This window comes from Flavobacterium sp. PL02 (assembly GCF_035013205.1).
Lineage (GTDB): Bacteria > Bacteroidota > Bacteroidia > Flavobacteriales > Flavobacteriaceae > Flavobacterium.
The window spans coordinates 460,305-478,485 of record NZ_JAYGJP010000003.1 but is presented as its reverse complement, the minus strand read 5'-3'; the positions used below and the strand labels follow the sequence as shown (position 1 = coordinate 478,485).

The 18,181-nt window shown below is 33.0% G+C and carries 18 protein-coding genes and 1 tRNA gene; 7 read left to right on the top strand and 12 right to left on the bottom strand.

Annotated elements, in window-relative coordinates; all coding sequences use genetic code 11:
• Positions 1-250 precede the first annotated feature (250 nt).
• The 3 genes from SHI72_RS13040 (at position 251) to SHI72_RS13030 (ending at position 2,442) form a co-directional block, all read left to right on the top strand.
• Complete coding sequence (locus tag SHI72_RS13040) at positions 251-1,216, top strand: nitrilase family protein (RefSeq protein WP_323490204.1); 966 nt, start codon at positions 251-253, stop codon at positions 1,214-1,216.
• Positions 1,217-1,290: 74 nt separating this feature from the next.
• Positions 1,291-1,797, top strand: a complete 507-nt coding sequence (locus tag SHI72_RS13035; RefSeq protein WP_323490203.1) for a GNAT family N-acetyltransferase — start codon at positions 1,291-1,293, stop codon at positions 1,795-1,797.
• A gap of 24 nt (positions 1,798-1,821) precedes the next feature.
• Positions 1,822-2,442, top strand: coding sequence for a hypothetical protein (locus SHI72_RS13030; RefSeq protein ID WP_323490202.1), 621 nt, complete (start codon positions 1,822-1,824; stop codon positions 2,440-2,442).
• A gap of 164 nt (positions 2,443-2,606) precedes the next feature.
• On the opposite strand, the gene SHI72_RS13025 is transcribed toward SHI72_RS13030, so the two are convergent.
• The 6 genes from SHI72_RS13025 to SHI72_RS13000 form a co-directional block, all read right to left on the bottom strand.
• Positions 2,607-2,783 carry a hypothetical protein gene (locus tag SHI72_RS13025; RefSeq protein ID WP_323490201.1) on the bottom strand — a complete coding sequence of 59 codons (177 nt, stop codon included), beginning with the start codon at positions 2,781-2,783 and terminating at the stop codon, positions 2,607-2,609.
• 411 nt (positions 2,784-3,194) lie between these two features.
• The gene (locus SHI72_RS13020) at positions 3,195-3,914 is read right to left on the bottom strand and encodes an MAE_28990/MAE_18760 family HEPN-like nuclease (protein WP_323490200.1); all 720 of its coding nucleotides are present in this window, start codon (positions 3,912-3,914) and stop codon (positions 3,195-3,197) included.
• Positions 3,904-5,013: a DUF262 domain-containing protein gene (locus SHI72_RS13015; protein ID WP_323490199.1), complete on the bottom strand. Its 1,110-nt coding sequence runs from the start codon at positions 5,011-5,013 to the stop codon at positions 3,904-3,906. The genes SHI72_RS13020 and SHI72_RS13015 overlap by 11 nt, the downstream gene beginning before the upstream one ends.
• A gap of 2 nt (positions 5,014-5,015) precedes the next feature.
• On the bottom strand, positions 5,016-6,068 hold the full coding sequence (locus SHI72_RS13010; protein WP_323490198.1) for a DNA (cytosine-5-)-methyltransferase: 1,053 nt from the start codon (positions 6,066-6,068) through the stop codon (positions 5,016-5,018).
• Positions 6,069-6,480: 412 nt separating this feature from the next.
• Positions 6,481-6,567 (bottom strand) — tRNA-Ser (locus tag SHI72_RS13005).
• Between the two features lie 60 nt (positions 6,568-6,627).
• The gene (locus tag SHI72_RS13000; protein ID WP_039113720.1) at positions 6,628-7,500 is read right to left on the bottom strand and encodes a LysR substrate-binding domain-containing protein; all 873 of its coding nucleotides are present in this window, start codon (positions 7,498-7,500) and stop codon (positions 6,628-6,630) included.
• A 90-nt stretch (positions 7,501-7,590) separates the two neighbouring features.
• Between SHI72_RS13000 and SHI72_RS12995 the strand changes: the two genes are divergently transcribed.
• The gene (locus SHI72_RS12995; protein WP_039113719.1) at positions 7,591-8,823 is read left to right on the top strand and encodes an MFS transporter; all 1,233 of its coding nucleotides are present in this window, start codon (positions 7,591-7,593) and stop codon (positions 8,821-8,823) included.
• Between the two features lie 88 nt (positions 8,824-8,911).
• Here SHI72_RS12995 and SHI72_RS12990 read toward each other — a convergent pair whose 3' ends face one another.
• The 6 genes from SHI72_RS12990 to SHI72_RS12965 all read right to left on the bottom strand — a co-directional run bounded on the left by SHI72_RS12990 (position 8,912) and on the right by SHI72_RS12965 (position 15,857).
• On the bottom strand, positions 8,912-9,943 hold the full coding sequence (locus tag SHI72_RS12990; protein WP_323490197.1) for an asparaginase: 1,032 nt from the start codon (positions 9,941-9,943) through the stop codon (positions 8,912-8,914).
• The gene (locus SHI72_RS12985; RefSeq protein ID WP_039113716.1) at positions 9,933-11,069 is read right to left on the bottom strand and encodes a 1-acyl-sn-glycerol-3-phosphate acyltransferase; all 1,137 of its coding nucleotides are present in this window, start codon (positions 11,067-11,069) and stop codon (positions 9,933-9,935) included. The genes SHI72_RS12990 and SHI72_RS12985 overlap by 11 nt, the downstream gene beginning before the upstream one ends.
• 65 nt (positions 11,070-11,134) lie before the next feature.
• The gene (locus SHI72_RS12980) at positions 11,135-11,914 is read right to left on the bottom strand and encodes a TatD family hydrolase (protein WP_323490196.1); all 780 of its coding nucleotides are present in this window, start codon (positions 11,912-11,914) and stop codon (positions 11,135-11,137) included.
• Positions 11,915-12,498: 584 nt separating this feature from the next.
• Positions 12,499-14,142 carry a S41 family peptidase gene (locus SHI72_RS12975; protein WP_323490195.1) on the bottom strand — a complete coding sequence of 548 codons (1,644 nt, stop codon included), beginning with the start codon at positions 14,140-14,142 and terminating at the stop codon, positions 12,499-12,501.
• Positions 14,143-14,538: 396 nt separating this feature from the next.
• Entirely contained in the window at positions 14,539-15,270 is a 732-nt protein-coding gene (locus tag SHI72_RS12970; protein ID WP_323490194.1) for a tetratricopeptide repeat protein, read from the bottom strand.
• A gap of 2 nt (positions 15,271-15,272) precedes the next feature.
• Positions 15,273-15,857, bottom strand: coding sequence for an RNA polymerase sigma factor (locus SHI72_RS12965; protein WP_039117019.1), 585 nt, complete (start codon positions 15,855-15,857; stop codon positions 15,273-15,275).
• Between the two features lie 130 nt (positions 15,858-15,987).
• Here SHI72_RS12965 and SHI72_RS12960 point away from each other — a divergent pair, with 130 nt between their 5' ends.
• From SHI72_RS12960 to SHI72_RS12950, 3 genes are all read left to right on the top strand, one after another.
• On the top strand, positions 15,988-16,287 hold the full coding sequence (locus SHI72_RS12960) for a hypothetical protein (protein ID WP_323490193.1): 300 nt from the start codon (positions 15,988-15,990) through the stop codon (positions 16,285-16,287).
• A gap of 72 nt (positions 16,288-16,359) precedes the next feature.
• A complete protein-coding gene (locus SHI72_RS12955) occupies positions 16,360-16,944 on the top strand; it encodes a hypothetical protein (RefSeq protein WP_323490192.1) in 585 nt (194 codons plus the stop codon).
• A 77-nt stretch (positions 16,945-17,021) separates the two neighbouring features.
• A complete protein-coding gene (locus SHI72_RS12950; RefSeq protein WP_323490191.1) occupies positions 17,022-18,014 on the top strand; it encodes a hypothetical protein in 993 nt (330 codons plus the stop codon).
• Positions 18,015-18,181 lie beyond the last annotated feature (167 nt).

Sequence of the window (18,181 nt, the reverse complement as noted above, 5' to 3'; positions counted from 1 at the left end):
ACGCAGGAAGGGTCTCCGCGAGTGACTCGGCAAAGATTATGGAGTTTCTCGTGGAGATTGCTTCGCCAGTTCGCTATCGCTCGTGTCTTCGTTCCTCAGAAAGACAAGATTGTAGAAAAACTTTGCGTCCTTTGCGTAAATCCTTGCGCCCTTTGCGGTTAATTTTTTCGTCACAGATTAAAATGTCGGTTTTATACAATTTGCAAATTCTCGGCAACGCTATTTTTGTCTAAAATTAATAGCGTACCATATGAAAAATCTAAAAATAGCCACAGCTCAGTTTGAGAATAAAAGCGGCGATAAAAACTATAACTTATCTGTAATTGATAAGCTTTCGCAAAAAGCATCCAGCGAAGGTTGTGATGTAATTGCGTTTCACGAATGCTCTATAACCGGATATACATTTGCAAGGCATTTATCGAAAGAACAAATGCTGAATCTGGCAGAAGTTATCCCAAACGGAGAAAGCGTCTTAAAACTTACAGAAATAGCCAAAAAGAATGATATCGCAATATTAGCTGGACTTTTTGAAAAAGACGAGAATGATAATTTATTCAAAGCATATGTTTGTGTAGATAAAAATGGTTTGGTTGCCAAATACCGAAAACTACATCCGTTTATAAATCCTTACTTAACACCCGGAGATAGCTATTGCATATTCGAAATTAAGGGATGGAAATGCGGAATCTTAATTTGCTACGACAATAACATAATCGAAAACGTACGTGCAACAACTCTTTTGGGTGCCGATATTATTTTTATGCCACACGTAACGATGTGTACTCCTTCTACCCGACCTGGCGCTGGTTTTGTAGCACCTCAACTTTGGGAGAACCGCGAAGCCGACCCAACTTCACTACGATTAGAATTTGACGGAATGAAAGGTCGTGATTGGTTAATGAAATGGTTGCCGGCAAGAGCGTATGATAATGCCATTTATGCTGTTTTCTCCAACCCAATTGGTATGGACGATGACCAGTTAAAAAATGGCTGTTCCATGATTATTGACCCGTTTGGTGATGTAATTGCCGAATGCCGTTCATTTGATGACTCTTTTGCAACAGCAATAATTACTCCCGAAAAATGTATTCAGGCAGGAGGAAATCGTTACATAAAAGCTAGAAGACCAGAATTATACCGAGATATTATTGGGCAAGAACATAAATCGGAACAGAATGTGGTTTGGTTAAACACCGACGAAAAAAGTAAAAACTAATAATTTTACAGGTTTAAAACTATTGAAAGATTTATCTTTGGGAAATTGATTAATCTACAGAATAAAACACTACAATGGAATTTTTTAAAACTACAAATGAAGATATCGATGCCGTTTTCGATATCTATAATGAGGCTACGTCTTATCAAAAAACAGTAAATAATAAAAGCTGGAGAGGTTTTGAAAAAGCATTAATAGAGAAAGAAATTGCCGAAGACCGCCATTTTATAATCAAAGATGAAGGGGAAGTTGCCTGTACATTTGTACTAACTTTTAATGATTTAATTATCTGGAAAGAAGCCAGTGCAGATCCTGCTGTATATCTTCATCGTATTGCTACGAACCCAAAATTTAGAGGTCGTTCTTATGTTACAAAAATCATAGAATGGGTAAAAGTATATGCCAAAGAAAATGGTAAAGAATACATAAGACTGGACACTCATAGCGGAAACGAAAGAATAAACAAATACTACATGAGTTGCGGTTTTGACTTTAAAGGCGTTAGCGTTATCGAGTGGACTAGCGAATTACCCGAACATTACAAAGAAGGTTCTTTTAGCTTGTTTGAGATTAAATTATAGTTTTAAATTATATCAATTCAGATTATGAATACACATAAAGATTTTGAGGTTGGGCAATGGGTTAAATCCTATGCAAAAGGAATTCATCGAATTGAGAAATTTGTTCCTATTGAGTTCGAAGAATATCATTCATTTGTTGGTGCTATAACAAATGATAAAATTGGAACTTTAGATGAACCTTTGGTAATACTCAAACGTCTTTTTAATTCAAAATTCAAAAAACAAGTAGGAACAGACTTTTGCTCAAGCACATTCTTGAAACCAATATCTGCCGAAGAAAAAACCAATATTGAGGAACAATTAAAGCTAAATCCAAAATTCATAACAGATCTGGACAAGTATAGCATTTCAAAATTTGAATCGAGATATGGATTAAACATTCATATTTCTGAAGAAACAAAATCTATTCTTCCAGAACTGGCTTCGTTTATAAGACAAGAAGGTAAAACGTTTACAGAAATTTTTGAATGGCTAGACAATAAAAACTGTAAAGACCTTTTGGACAACAGAAGTACTTTAGGCAATAATGATCGTTCCCATTATTTACAATTTATAAACTGGAGTTATGAAACTAGAGATAACAAACTCTTGTTTACAGATTTACTAGCCTTTACGCCTAACTTTGAGAAAATTGAGTTAGGATAAATTCTTATTAGGACTAGACAGAATTGCTAGTCCTAATTTTTCAAATATAATGGAAAAATAGATATTCAAATGGAATAACAGGTTTGTTTTAATGCTATCTTGGAAAAGCAGGTTTTATTTATATTACAAAAACAGATTTTAAACCAAAATTGACCTTTTCAGATTTATTTTGCTTCCCAAAAGCAACGTTTAGGAGAAACTATTAAACCTTCGTCCTTCAACATTTTCATTGCCTTATCTACTTCTTTGCGATCTAGTTTAGTTAACTCAACTACTTTTCCAGCATTTACAGGCTGTCCAATTTTTTTTATAGCATCTAATACTTGATTTTTGATTTCCATAATTTTTTATGTTTTGGTAAAATGCAAAAATAGTAAATATTTTCTTACAAAAAATAAAAGCTGCTTTTGAAAATTAATGGATTGTGTTTTAATTAATCATCTTAAAAACTGTATTTTTGCATACATAATGAAAAATGTATCTTACAAAAACTAGCCTGTTTTTTACTAAAATCTATTTTCTCTAAAATTTTTAAATATCTTTGATTTATTGCAAATTCCGATTATATTGATCACCCCATTCCGATTTAAAGTGAGCACCTGATTCCAGTTCAAAATGACCTCCTAATTCCGGAGCAAATTGACCACCAAAGTTTTTGGGCTTGGGAAAGGTAGCGATTGTCGCTACAAATTTGTCTGCGAAGCACTGAACATCACTTTTGCCAAACCCATGTTTAGCCATCGCTACTTCTTCTACAAAGTTGATAAGGGAACTTGGAAATGTTTATTTGTTATGTATGTTTCTACAGATGTTATAAACTCATCTAAGAAATCACAAATATAATTTTTTGAATCTTTTAACTGAGTATAGGTAGATGTACTTCCAACCTCAATAAAAGATTTTTCTCCATGCGCTAACCAATTTCTCTTTTTCTTTACATCAACTAAACTCACTCCATGTTTATTTTTGTCATATATGACATAGATATTGTTTACATCAATTTTCATGGACTTTGCTGTGGCAAATATTTTTTGAGCATCTAAAGAACCTCCATAATTGATTTCATTAGAAGAAAGTTGAACAATTTCTGAAGATATTTTATTTGAAATATCAATTATGGTTTCAATTATAGTTTCCTTTTTTTTATTATCATTGTGTTTATAAATATTATTAAGCCAATATTTTTGAACATCATCAATAACCTCTGAATATTTTAACTCACAATCTTTTATTTCGTCAAAAATGGTAGTCATCGAATTGTAGATAGTTGATTCAATAAGGTTATATAAAAGTAAATATGCAGTTGAACGTAATGTATCAATCTTAGATGGACTAATAACAACTACCTTTTCAATACTTTCATTCAAATCATAAGCAGAAATTTTTGGACTTTCTAACTCAATTACTTTTAATATTTCATAAAAAGAGTCGATTTCATTTACTCTATTATTGTATTCATCTCTAATTGTCATAAGCCAATGAATTTGAATCAATATTACCAAGAAGACAATCTTTTACAAATTCTATACGTCCCACGACTTTACTTTTACTGTTGGCAGCATCAGAAGTAGTATACTTTTTAAATTCGTTAGATTCTAGCCATTTTACATTAGCAACCACTAAATCTGGAGTTTCTCTTAGTGCCAAATTTGTTCCTACTGCAATTGCCTCAAATCTCACTCTTGGAATTGATTTAGCGGTATTAGATTTTTTAAAGCCATTAGGAAAATTAGCTTGGACAAATTTTAAAGTACTAAACAATTCTCTTTTAAATAATTCTTCTGCTCCAGCGTCGAATGATTTATTTGAATCAATTATATACTCATCCATAAAACCTTTCACAGAGTGAACGAATTCTTTATAATTATTTGACAATGCAAAAAATCTTGATACAAGCTCTTCTTTCTCACCTCTTAGTTTATCTGTCTCCTTAGTTGAACTAAATAAAACATTAAATTCTGTAGAATTTGACATTGTTAATATGAAATCATAAAGTATATTGCCAATAAATTTTCCTTTTCTAATTTCTGCAGGTTCTAATCTCTTACCTCCTTCATTTACTCTCCTAAAAATATCTGCCCTAATTCCCTCATCTGTATTTTCATTAATAATATAAAGCTTCAATTGAGTATTAAAGAATTTTCTTTTTCTAGCCGTTCCAAGATCATTAAATATAAATCCATTTAAAGCATCCAATTCATCTAAATCAATTAATATCAATTCGCCATCTGCAAATGATTTAATTGATGATAGCCTTTGTACTCCATCCAATAATTCTAAATTACCATCTTCATCTAATTCAAATGCAAATAAAGGTTGAATTGGAACCCCCATAAAAATTGATTCAATGAACCTTGATTGCATGTTTTCTTGCCAGATAAAATCTCTTTGATATGTTGGTACAAATAAACCAGATATTGACTCATCTTCGAAATTAGGTTCTTCTCCTTTTTTGACGAATTTCTTTAGTAGTTCTCCAATTGAGAAGTCTGCAATCCTATAATTATAATCAACTTGAATATCTTTGATTTGATTTTCAGCTAATTCAATTTCTTCTGGTGATTTACTCATAATTAAATTGATAAATGTTTTTTTATGCTTTTCGCTATTACTTCTCCTAATCTTACTGGTACTGCGTTCCCTATCTGTCTTGCAATCATTACTGATGAAAAATTTTCACCATTTTTAAAAAAATGATATTTTTTCGGAAAAGATTGAAGTATTGACGCTTCTCTTAATGAAATTCCTCTATCTTGTTCTGGATGTCCAAATCTTCCATTCCCTAATCCAATACAATGTGTGGTCATAGTGGGAGATGGTTCTTCCCACTTCATTCTACCATATACACTAGAATAAGACTTTCCCGAATCTTTTTTGTGACATTCTAATATTAAATCTTCTGCCCAATCTTTCCAACCGCCACCATAAGGAGTGTTTTTTATTCTAACTTTGTTTTGGGGAGATAACTTTCTTGCAAAATGAAGTCTATCTTTCGGATGAAACTCTCCATCTTCAATAGCTGGCAACTTACCAATAGCGTCTTTTACGGTAACAAAGTTTCCTTTTTTATGCGTTTTTGGAATTAAATCAATTTCGCCTAATTTAGAAGCTAATAGTACAAGCCTTTTTCTATTTTGAGGCATACCGTATTCGGGGCAATAAACTATTTCAAAATGTGTAAAATAACCTTCTTTTTTTAACGTTTTTATGAAATCATCAAAAACTGGAGCTTTCTTAAAATTAATTAATTGAGATACATTTTCCATAGAAATAATATCAGGTTTAGTCTCTAATATTAATCTTTGAAATTCATATAATAATTTCCATTTTTCATTATCCTTTTTTTCCGGATCTTTAAAAGTATATGAAGAAAATGGCTGACATGGAGCGCAACCTACTAACACTTTAATTTTAGATTTTCCAAATAATGTATCTAATTCAGATGCCGAAATTTCAGTAACACTTTTGGAAATAAATTTAGATTTATTATTTTTCTCAAAAGCATATTTGCAAGATTCGTCTATATCAATACCTGCTACAACATTAAATCCCTCAAGAATAAATCCGTGAGTGAGTCCTCCAATTCCACAGAATAAATCTACTACAGCAACATCCTCTATTTTCATTTATCTAAAATTCAGTTTTATACAACCCTACAAGATACAAAAAATATCTTTATCTTGTGGCAAGCGTCAAATTTGATACTGGCCACAATGTAGCCTAAAATCCCACTACTACAGCGGGTTTTCGACTAAATTAAGCCCTATTTTCGGATTTACCAAATCACCCCAAATATAAAATCAACTTTCCACTAAGCCAATTGGCCAAATCCGTTGTAGCTGTTAGCGGTAGACTATTTAGATTTTGAAAGTTTTTTTACTTTTTTAGAATTTGGATTATCTTGATCAATTTCAACAGAAAAAACATTATTATCCCAAATTAACTCCCACATTAGTATAAATAAAAAACCCAATCTTACATTTCTGGGTGTAAAACTGGGTGTGAATACCTTAAACCGATGAATATCAAGGCTTATTGCAGAGAGGATGGGATTCGAACCCACGATACAGTTACCCATATACTAGCTTTCCAGGCTAGCTCCTTCAACCACTCGGACACCTCTCTAAATTAGGTTTGCAAATAACACGAAAAAAAACGAGTTAATAAAATAAAATCGAGTAATCCTTACATACTTTTTTTAAATTCTTCTATAAATAATTTTACTGCCTTTTTTTGGTACGCCCCTTCTATCGTTAACATAAACGAATCTCGTTTAGTCACGACTCCCGTAATTTTAATTGCTTTTATATTGTCCCAGCCTTTTAGGGCTTTCTCGGTTACAATTGTTGCCCAATAGCCATCGCCCACCAATCGTAATAATGCCTGAACTGCATTTAACTCAATAGAAACTTTAGGTTTCATATTATTTTTCAAAAACAATTCATCAAGAAATTCTCTAGAATTAAATCCTTTTACGGGTAAAATAAGCGGAAGATCTTCTATATCCTTAAAGGGAATTTTGTCTAAAACGGCTAATGAATGCGTTTTTGAAACTGCCAACACCAACTTTGATGTAAACAATGGGAATTTTTGAAAAGGAAGCTTTATTTCGTTAGAAGAAATAACCAAAACCAAATCTAATTCATTATTCAAAAGTTTTTGTTCTAAAGGCTCTGTTGTACCGTATTCGACAACAATTTTTAAATGCGGATATGTTTTTGCAAACAAATCGACAATTGGTAAAACCAAAAGCCCAAAAATATACGTAACCCCAATTCGGAGTTCTCCGCCAATCATTTGGTTCAAATCGTCAATAGCCTGCTTTCCGCTCTCAACGTTTTCTATAACTTGTTTAGCATGAATCAGAAATACGGAACCTGCTTCTGTAAGCTGTACTTTTTTTCCAATCCTAACAAACAAAGGCATTCCGAGTTCTTCTTCTAGTTTTTTTATTTGTTGCGATAATCCAGATTGCGTTACAAAACACAATTCGGCAGCTTTTGTAAAGTGAAGTGTTTTGGCAGTTTTAATAAAATATTCAAGTTGAAAGATTTCCATATCGATTAGAAAAAGTAATTATTATCAGTAAAATTATTAATTTTTCTAATGAAAACATAATTCCGAACTTTGTAAAAAAGTTTCACAATCATGTTTAAAGCGTTAAAATCAAAGAACTTCAAATTATTCTTTTACGGACAATCGGTCTCCGTAATTGGTACATGGCTACAAAAAACTGCCGTAAGCTGGATGGTTTATAGTGTTACAGGTTCGGTTTTCCTTTTAGGATTAACGACGTTTTTAAGCATGATTCCGTCTTTATTCCTTGCTCCGCTTGCCGGAAGTATTATTGGACGTTACGACAGACATCGTAGTATGATTGTATTACAATCTTTGGCAATGCTACAGGCCGGAGCATTGGCTTTACTTATTTATTTAAAAATATACAACATCAACTATATCTTAGGGCTGAGTTTATTACAAGGAATCATAAACGCATTTGATATGACTTGTAGACAAACTATGATGGTTGAGATTGTCGACAATAAAGAAGATTTACCAAATGCTGTGGCGCTAAACTCTACTCTAAACAATTTTGCCCGAATTGCTGGCCCTGCTTTGGCTGGAATTATTTTGCACAATTATGGCGAAGACATCTGTTTTATTGGAAACTTCCTAAGTTATATTCCAGTATTAATTTCTTTATTAATGATGAAAATCACACCTCACATTAAAGCCACCGACAAACTTAAAATGCTGGAAGACTTTATAGAAGGTTGGGATTACGTTAAAAAAGAAAGCGAAATGGCAAAAATGCTCTTAATGTTAATGTGCAGTAGTTTATTTGTAATTTCTTTCAATACGCTTATGCCTGTTTTTGCCAAGGATATTTTTAGCGGAAACGCGCAAACCTTTAGTTGGTTTGAAAGTGCTGCCGGAATTGGTTCTATCTTATCAGCTATTTATCTGGCTAATTTAAAAACATCCCAAAACATGAATAAAATAATGATTGCAGCCAGTTTATTATTAGGCTTTAGCATTATTATTTTAGCTTATTCAAGTAACTTAACTGTAGCGCTTATTTGCATGGCTTTAAGCGGTGTGGGAATGATGGCACAAACCTCATCGATAAACATATACATCCAAACTCAAAGTACTACGCATATGCGATCAAGAAGTATTAGTTATTATCTTATGGCATACCAAGGAATGATTCCTGTGGGAAGTTTGATAATTGGGTATCTATCACATTTTATAGGAACTAGAAATACAGTCGCCATTCAAGGTGTAATATGCATTCTTTCGGTAATAGTGTACGTGTATTATAAAAACCGTAGTAGCGAAGAAGATTTAGAAACTTGCTCTGTTCGTTATAAAAATTAAAAAAAAACCAATATAAAAAATTCCAAATTCCAATTGTCTATCCATGATCTTGTTCATTTACAGAAATGACAAAAAACTGGGTAAAATTTTACAACGAAATCTCTCCGCGTAAAGCAGTTTCAAAAACAGTTTTGAAATTTTCGGCTTCTATTCCGTGACCCAATAAATACATCAGTTTTGTAATTGCAGCTTCGGTTGTGATGTCTTTTCCGGAGATTACGCCAAGTTCTTTAAGAACAGTACTTGTCTCATATTGTCCCATATTCACACTTCCGCCTGAACATTGTGTTACGTTTATGATGTGTAAACCTGACTGAATAGCTTTTTTAATAGCATTAAGAAACCAATCTTCAGTTGGCGCATTTCCAGAACCGTACGTTTCCAGAACAATTCCTTTTAGGTCTGGAATTGCCAATATTGCCGCCAAAACTGGTTCGCTCATTCCCGGAAACATTTTTATTATAGCAACGTGATTGTCTAATTTTTTGTGAACGATTAATTTCGAAGACGTTTTTATAGGCAAAAACAAATGTGAATTTAATTTTAAATGTACTCCAGATTCTACCAATTCAGGATAATTTGGAGCTGTAAAAGCTTTGAAATGTTCTGCATTTACTTTAGAAGTTCTGTTACCACGGTATAATTTGTATTCAAAATACAAACAAACTTCATTGATAACAGGTTTTCCGTCTTGCTGAAGTGAAGCTATCTGAATCGCTGTTATAAGATTTTCTTTGGCATCAGTTCGCAAATCCCCAATTGGCAATTGCGACCCGGTAAAAATCACAGGCTTAGATAAATTCTCCAGCATAAAACTCAATGCCGATGCCGAATATGACATGGTATCTGATCCATGAAGAACTACAAAACCATCAAAAGAATTGTAATTATCTTCGACAATCACAGCGATTTTTGTCCATTCTTCAGGATTCATATTCGATGAATCAATTGGAGTATCAAATGAAACCGTTTCGATTTCGCAATCCAATTGTTTCAACTCAGGAATTTTTTGTAATAATTTACTAAAGTTGAAGGCTTTGAGCGCTCCAGTCTCAAAATCTTTACTCATACCGATAGTTCCTCCGGTATAGATTAAAAGTATTTTGGCTTTAGATGACATCTTGGTATTTTAATTTATTAACTACAGGATTAGCATACATAGATAAAAATCCTTGTCTTGTAACTGGATTATCACTACCAATACGCATTTCTAAACGACGCTCAAAAAGTAATTTCTCATTTTCTTTATACAAATGAGCAAACTTATCGGTTTTGTTTAAAATGTCGTAGGCAATAAAATTGGTTGGCCATAATTTATAATTCTTCAATACAGAATCGTCTATAGCCTGTGCCAATGCTTGGATTTGTTTATTCGAATTGTCATTTTCAGCAGCAATCTGGTCAATTTCTTTATCCAGAACATCTCCTACCGAAATGTGTATTCTTTTTTTAGTTCCCATGATACCACTTAAAATAGTCATGAAATCTTCATTTTTTTCTTTAATATAAATCTCGTTATTCGCTTCTGCCATTAATTGTGGCATTTTTAAAGCATCGGTTGGATCATATTCGTATGAAATCGAAACTGGAACTATTTTCATTTTCTTGAAATAATCCATTAAGTTCGCTTCATCAGATCCCATTCCTAACATTTTTAAAACACCAGGATTTGTAGCGTCATTTCCGTCTTTGGTTCTTCCTTCACGTTGTGCAATCCAAACCGAACGGTTCTCACGAAACAATAAATGTCCAATATACTCTGCTAACAATTTAGAACTTTGTAACATTTCACGAGGCGAAAGTCCACGCAAAACCAAGAAATTACGATTTAATTTAGCCAAAATATTCAAGAATGCTTTTTTAACCAAATTATCTCCAATTGCCGAAGCGGTCATTACCAAACCATGCTCAAACAAGCAAACATTTAATAATGTTGTATCTAAAAGAATGTCTCTATGATTAGAAACAAATAAATAAGAAGTGTTTTTTTCTAGTTTCTCAAATCCCGAAGTTGTTAATCCTTCTGAACTTCTTTCGAGAACTTTTTGAATTGTCTGATAAATAAAATTGCATTGAAAATCACGGATAGAGTGAGTTCTCTTCAATTGTTCCTTCCAAACTTCGTCGTCTAACTCTGGAAATGAAAAGTTCATCATGGCTTTCATCATAGGATGATTTGCTACACCATGAAGGGCTTCATTTACTTCTGAATCATAAAACGGTCGAATCGCATCAAATTTCTGCATTATAAATATCTATTTTTAAGTGGACAAATGAACAAAAAAAAAATTAAAGTATCATACGTTCTAAGTTAAATCCCAAAAACGTCTTTTGAATTTTGGGTAGTTACCGCTGCTATTTCTTCTTCAGAAACATCATATATATCGGCTAATTTTGATACAACGTTCAGTAAATAACTACTTTCGTTTCGCTTTCCGCGAAAAGGAATTGGTGCTAAATATGGCGAATCGGTTTCGAGAACAATATGTTTTAAATCGATTTGATTTAAGAATTGATCAATTTTTCCGTTCTTAAAAGTCACCACACCGCCGATTCCAAGTTTCATATTATAAGAAATCGCCTGTAATGCTTGCTCATGAGTGCCAGTAAAGCAATGAAAAATACCGAATAAATCATCTGATTTTTCTTCTTCCAGGATTTCAAAAATTTCATCAAAAGCATCACGACAATGAATTACGATTGGCAATTTATATTGTTTTGCCCATTGAATCTGAGTTCTAAAAGCAATTTGCTGTTCTTTTAAATGGGTTTTATCCCAGTATAAATCAATTCCGATTTCTCCGACTGCGTAGAATTTTCGTTTTTCTAATTCTGTTTCTACATGTTTTAGCTCATCGAGATAATTATCTTTCACGTAAGTGGGATGCAAACCCATCATTAAGAATACATTATCTGGGTATTTTTGCTCTAAATCATACATTGATTGTGTGCAGTCTGCGTCGATAGCAGGAATAAAAAAACGAGAAACACCTGCATCAATAGCTCTCTGAATCATCTCACCTCGATCTTGGTCAAATTCTTCTGAATATAAATGTGTATGTGTATCGGTAATAATTGTTGTTGGGTTCAATTCTATAATTTTAAAAGCCCAAAATTACGACAATATTAAAAACTTTCCCAATTTGATTACAATAAGCGAATTTTACGATGAATGGAACGCGGATAAAACAGATTCGCTAAAGCGAAGACACAGACAAAAACGGATTTTTCTATTCGTAATCTTGTCAGACTGAGCGGAGTCGAAGTCTTGCAATACGAATAACCACTACAATTACAATCTCAAGTATTACGGTGAATAGAACGCGGATGAAACAGATTCGCTAAAGCGAAGACACAGACAAAAACGGATTTTTCTATTAGCAATCTTGTCAGACTGAGCGGAGTCGAAGTCCCGCAGCAAGAATAAACACTGGAATTACAATCCTCAAGTATTGTGGTGAATGGAACACAGATGAAACGGATTCGCAAAAGCGAAAACGCGGACAAAAACAGATTTTTCTATTCGCAATCTTGTCAGACTGAGCGGAGTCGAAGTCTTGCAATACGAATAACCACTACAATTACAATCTCAAGTATTACGGTGAATAGAACGCGGATGAAACAGATTCGCTAAAGCGAAGACACAGACAAAACGGATTTTTTATTCTCTAAATACTATTTCCCAGTTTCTATAAATACTAAAGCTCTATCTAAAACCTCATCTTTCCCTTTCTGAATCCCTTCAATCGTAGGTTTAACTTCGATATCGGGAACGATTCCGATTCTTTGTGTTTCGCGTTTATCAGGATAATAAACTCCAACTCCAGAATATCTTGTATGAAATTCTTTAAAATCAAGTTCTGTTACATTTCCATCAGCACCAGCGGTTTGACTTCCTATAATTGTTGTGTTGCCAGCTGTTTGAAAACACATCGCTGTCCATTCAGCCTGACTCATAGAATCTTCGTTAAGCAATACAATAACTTTCCCCTTATAATTATCTTTGTTTTCAGTCCCACAATTTGTTCCTTCTGTCCATTTAAACCTTCCCGGATAACTAAAATCAGGATAGGTATAAATTGCAAAATTTTCTTCGTGAGCATTTAAGAAATTAGCGATTTCTTCATAGGTTCCGTTTGGATAATTTCTCATATCAAAAATAATAGCTTTGGTAGATTTTAATGCTTCTATCATATCCGGAACATGTTTAACTTTTATAACTCCCATATTCACATAACCAATATTATTATCCAAGAGCTTAAACTTATCCTTCTTTTTCGTTGCTCCCTTCATAAACTCATTTCTATGAGAATCATGATAATTAAACCATGTCATAGATTTAGTTATGTATTTTCCTTCTTCAAAAAATTCAACATTCACATTATCTGAATAGCCTGATAAAATTTTTCTAACTACCTTATCCAAAAGTACTGGTTCATTTGAAGCTGAATATAAATCTCTATATTCTGTGATAAGTTCCTTAATTGTTTTATCATTTACTTTCGTAATTACACTTCCTATTTTTATGCCATCTGCTTGAGCCAGACTATCACCTAAAATTTCCATAACAACCATTTTGTCACCAATTATTTTGCAGCTAGCAGGAAAATATCTTTTGTCATCTTCAAACCTACCCTGTTTATAAATTGCAAATTCAACATGGCTATCATCAAGCTTAACTGCCATTTTTCTTATTACTGTATAAAAATCATCTTCATTTTTAGATTCAAGAACAAGCGGAATTGTTTTTTCTAAAGTCACATCCCATTTCTGATCCATTAAATACTTGTAAGGAAAAAAATACTCTACTAAATTCCAATACATACACATCCATAAAATTTTTGAATTTTTATTATCGTACTTAAGATCAAAATAATTTCCGTTTTTAAAAGGATTATATCCTGGTCCTATTTCCTCATTGGTCTGAAATCTATTATCCTCAATAAACTTCAATTTCTTCGAAAGCTTTTTAGAAAACAGTTTGTTATTAAACCAGCTCAAATCAAAATTCTTATCAAAATATTCAACATCTTTTGGAGGTGTAATCGGTGCAATTTCTTTTATGGTACCAAGATTATCAATCCAGTTTTCCAAAACCAATGAAAATTCTTTTTTAGTTTCTGCCTGTTGAATTTTTGGTAAGACTTCCAAAAGTTGATTATCCCAGTTAAAATCCCCATTGGCTACTTTTGGGTGGTAATACTTTAAAAATCCCCAAACTTTACAAGTTCCGACTAGTTTTTCGGTTTCGGTAAGTTTAGTCTGTGCATATATGATTTGTGAAATTACTAAGAGAATTAATAGGGTAATTTTTTGCATTCAGTAAATAAGTTTAAAATTATAAATAGGTTGAGGTTAGGGTATTTGTAAAATCGAATTTAGAACTTAAAATTTAAATTTGATTACAATCATAAAAAAAAGCAACAAGAAATGTTGCTTTAAATTTGTTTATCATTGCTTTACAGGCAAAGTTATCAGATTGAACGTAAGACAAGATTGCAAATAGAAAAATCCGTTTTTATCCGCGTCTTCGCTTTAGCGAATCCGTATAATCCGCGTACCTTTTATGATGAAGCTTGTTGGACTTCGGCTCCGCCTAACATATAATTACATTATGAATAAACCTGTATTGAGTAGACGCACTGCGGTGCGTCTCTACAGAAAATCTTTGCGAATCTTTGTGTAACCTCTTTGTGTATTTAGCGAAATATCGCTCTAATCCAATTCGTTCAAGAGATCTTGTACATCATCATAACCTTCATAGTCTTGAGAAATCGTTTCTAGGATATCTTTACACGATTTATAATCTTTCTGTTTTAATTTGCTCAAAGCAAGATTCCATAATGCTTTGTCTTTATATACAGATGTTCCAGTTTTTAATTCGTTAAAAACAGCTTCGGCTTTCTCAAACTCATTTTCTTGTAATAATGCAACACCATAAAAATATTGAATCTCAGGTGTTTTATTTTCTTTTAGAGTTTCCTCAAAAAGCGGAATCGCATCTTTATATTTCCTGGCATTAAATGCTACTTCGGCTTGTTTTAGAGCAATATTTGTATCTCCTCTTTCGGTAAAAGTAGCTTGATCGGGATGATTAAAATCCTCAAAAACGGGATTCGAATCATAATTAAAAAAGAACAAACCAATTAAAACCGCCACAGAAGCTGCAACTGCATAATACCAAGGTTTTAAAGATACTGCTTTGTTTTTCTTCTTCTTTTTATCAAAATGGGTATTAGAAATACGAGTTAGATTTTCTTTGAACTCTTCTCTTTCTTCTTCATATCCAAATTTAGTCTCCAATTGAAGATTTACTGTTTTAAAAGTTTCAAAAGCCGAAGCAAATTCTGGATTTTCGGCTAATTGTTTTTCAAAACTATTTTTTTCTTCAACAGTCATTTCTCCCTGAAGATATTGATCGAATAATATATAGCGTTCTTCGTTCATGACTACTTATTTTTTAGAGATTTAAAGTTTTTACTTTCCTGAATCCATACTGTTAACTGACCAATACAAAGCGATTTCTTTTTGCGAACATAGCCATAAGTCACATTTAGTTTCTCGGCCACTTCTTCCATCGATTTTATTGTAAAACTCAGTTTTAGTAATTCTTGACATTTGTCTCCTAATTTCTGGAACATAACGTCAAACAATTGCTGTTTCTCTTCAAATTCTTCGGTTTGATCAACCAATTCGTGTGCAGATTCATTTATAGATGCTGCATCTTCGTTAATTGTTACCCCTTTATTTGATGTTTTTTTTAATTCATTAAGCCACTTCCTTTTGCATAGCAAGAAAAAATAAGCATCAAATGGGCAAGTCAATTGTAAAGCATTGGCTTTAGCCTGATTAAAAAGCAAAATCATTATTTCCTGAACCACATCTTGCGCTTGATCCTTATCGCCAGAATTGTTCATTATGTATGAAACCACTTTAGGAACAAACTTTTTATAGATAGACTGAATAACCGCCGAATCATTTGCAGCAAGCCCTTCAATATACATTTGATCAGGATGAATGTTAGTTTGGCTCATAAAATGACTTTTTAATTAGCTAATGTAAAAAAAATCTGAAAACAAATCTCAAATAAAGAGGTAACAATTATATAATCAAGTTGATATACCAAAACAAGAGTCTTTTAAAACAATTAAAAAATTAAGAGAAATGGAAAGTTATCAATTTATAAACGAGAAAAATTTAGACCAATTTCATAAGATGCTTTCTACCAAAATCCGAAATGGTTTTGTAATTGTTGAGCATAATGAAAAATTACCTTATGTAGTTTTATCCAAACAAAAAAAAGAAATAAACCATTCCCTACATCTATTCTTTACCTGTACCACTCTGGGCTTATGGTCGATTGTTTGGATTTATCTAATCATCACCCTTTCTAAGAAAAAAAATATTCTTGTTGCCTTAGACGAAGATGGAAATCTATTTGAAGAAAAATGTCTTGATAAATAAACCCAAAACCAGGGTAACAATTATTCACTCTAAAACATCTATTACTATAAAAACCTTTAAAAATTAGAAATCATGAAAACAATACCAACATTAATATTATGTATCACTGCTTTTACAATCTTGAGTTGTGATAATGACAATGACCCAACAAATAATGTTTGCGACTCAACCTATGTCTCTACACTTATTACAACAGCTTTTACAACCGCAAACGGATATGACGACATTACATCAATGGATCTGGAAACACACGAATATACAATTCAGATTAATGCCAATGGAGAAATTTGCACCGTAGGATATCAAAATCCAACCACTTACACAGGTGGTTATACTATGGAAGTTACAAACACAACCACTAGTGTTACCTATACAGGCATTCATACTTTTTCTCAAACCACATTAGATTATCAATCAATAACTCCAGTACCAGTAAGTTCAGGTGATATTATTACCGTAAAAAGAACAATCCTGCCTGGTTACACAGTACTTAATCAAACAGTAGGACGTATTTTAAGAAAAAACCCTTTTACAACAGTGCCCTATCCTATAACTCAAGGTAATGTCGTTTTCTTAAGTTCCAATTTTCATGGTGCCGGAGGTCCGGTTCCTAATTACGCACAACCATATATTGCCCTTGGTTTTAAAGTAATTTAAAAATAAACCCAAAACAGGGGTAACAAATTTTTAACCCAAAACATCTATAACTATAACAACCATTAAAACTAGAAATCATGAACACAAATTTTAAAACAATCGGACTTTTATTCTTAGCAATAATCACTTTCGTAAGTTGCGACAATAGCGATGACAACAGCGACAGCGGTAATCTTGTTTTCCCACCATCTGCCGCAGCATTTAAAAGCATAAGCTCAAAAGGAGTTAAAAAAAATACACAAAATTTTACCCTCACAGCAGGAACAGGTGTTGTAACCCTAACATCTGCCAAAGGAGTTAAACTGTCCATTAATGGAGATTGCCTTACCAAAAACGGAAATCCTGTAACTGGAGTAGTCGATATCGAATACGTTGAACTTTTTGACAAAGGCAACATGCTTATCTCAAACAAACCTACAATGGGAATTATGCCCGACGGAAAGAAAAACTTACTGATCTCAGGCGGTGAATTCTTTATTAAAGCCACACAAGGCGGAGTCGAGCTTAAAACAACTTGTAGTATGAACATGATTGTTCCTGCAAGCTTAACCAATGGTGTAGATAATGCTATGACTTTGTGGAAAGGAGTAATCGATGATAACGGAGAATTAGCATGGGAACAGCCTAAACCAGATGCAGGAGGAAATGGAGGCAAAGATGGAGTTCAAGCCGAAGGAGATAATTATTATGTTCATTTCGGAAGCTTTGGCTGGACAAACGTAGACCGTTTTTATTACGACCCAAGACCTAAAACAACTCTTCTTGTCGATGCTCCCCAAGGATACGATAACAACAATAGCGCTGTTTACTTATCATACGATGGCGAAGGAACAAATGCACTCGCAAAACTAGACACTTATACACCAGCAGGATTATTCAGCGAACACTACGGACAAATCCCAATTGGACTTGCTTGCCACGTAATATTTGTTACCGAAGATAATGGCCAATGGCGTTACGCTATCAAAGCAGTTACAGTTGCTGCCAATGATGTTTACACTTTTACAATTGCCGAAACAACAGTCGGCACCGAAGCTCAACTGATAGCGGCAATCAATGCTATTCAGTAACTTACAAAATTCTTTTTAAGAAAAAGTGATGATTTGCTCATCACTTTTTTTTACATTTAATCCAGTTTAAAACGTATTCTGATAATTTCAAGAAGCTAATCCTGCTGTCCGACTCTATCTTTTTCTTGTTAAAGAAACAAGAAAAAGGATGCCGCTCCCATCAGGGC

Coding starts and splice junctions, on each gene's coding strand:
- SHI72_RS13040 (WP_323490204.1), top strand. CDS start 251: ATGAAAAATCTAAAAATAGCCACAGCTCAGTTTGAGAATAAAAGCGGC.
- SHI72_RS13035 (WP_323490203.1), top strand. CDS start 1,291: ATGGAATTTTTTAAAACTACAAATGAAGATATCGATGCCGTTTTCGAT.
- SHI72_RS13030 (WP_323490202.1), top strand. CDS start 1,822: ATGAATACACATAAAGATTTTGAGGTTGGGCAATGGGTTAAATCCTAT.
- SHI72_RS13025 (WP_323490201.1), bottom strand. CDS start 2,783: ATGGAAATCAAAAATCAAGTATTAGATGCTATAAAAAAAATTGGACAG.
- SHI72_RS13020 (WP_323490200.1), bottom strand. CDS start 3,914: ATGACAATTAGAGATGAATACAATAATAGAGTAAATGAAATCGACTCT.
- SHI72_RS13015 (WP_323490199.1), bottom strand. CDS start 5,013: ATGAGTAAATCACCAGAAGAAATTGAATTAGCTGAAAATCAAATCAAA.
- SHI72_RS13010 (WP_323490198.1), bottom strand. CDS start 6,068: ATGAAAATAGAGGATGTTGCTGTAGTAGATTTATTCTGTGGAATTGGA.
- SHI72_RS13000 (WP_039113720.1), bottom strand. CDS start 7,500: ATGGAAATCTTTCAACTTGAATATTTTATTAAAACTGCCAAAACACTT.
- SHI72_RS12995 (WP_039113719.1), top strand. CDS start 7,591: ATGTTTAAAGCGTTAAAATCAAAGAACTTCAAATTATTCTTTTACGGA.
- SHI72_RS12990 (WP_323490197.1), bottom strand. CDS start 9,943: ATGTCATCTAAAGCCAAAATACTTTTAATCTATACCGGAGGAACTATC.
- SHI72_RS12985 (WP_039113716.1), bottom strand. CDS start 11,069: ATGCAGAAATTTGATGCGATTCGACCGTTTTATGATTCAGAAGTAAAT.
- SHI72_RS12975 (WP_323490195.1), bottom strand. CDS start 14,142: ATGCAAAAAATTACCCTATTAATTCTCTTAGTAATTTCACAAATCATA.
- SHI72_RS12970 (WP_323490194.1), bottom strand. CDS start 15,270: ATGAACGAAGAACGCTATATATTATTCGATCAATATCTTCAGGGAGAA.
- SHI72_RS12965 (WP_039117019.1), bottom strand. CDS start 15,857: ATGAGCCAAACTAACATTCATCCTGATCAAATGTATATTGAAGGGCTT.
- SHI72_RS12960 (WP_323490193.1), top strand. CDS start 15,988: ATGGAAAGTTATCAATTTATAAACGAGAAAAATTTAGACCAATTTCAT.
- SHI72_RS12955 (WP_323490192.1), top strand. CDS start 16,360: ATGAAAACAATACCAACATTAATATTATGTATCACTGCTTTTACAATC.
- SHI72_RS12950 (WP_323490191.1), top strand. CDS start 17,022: ATGAACACAAATTTTAAAACAATCGGACTTTTATTCTTAGCAATAATC.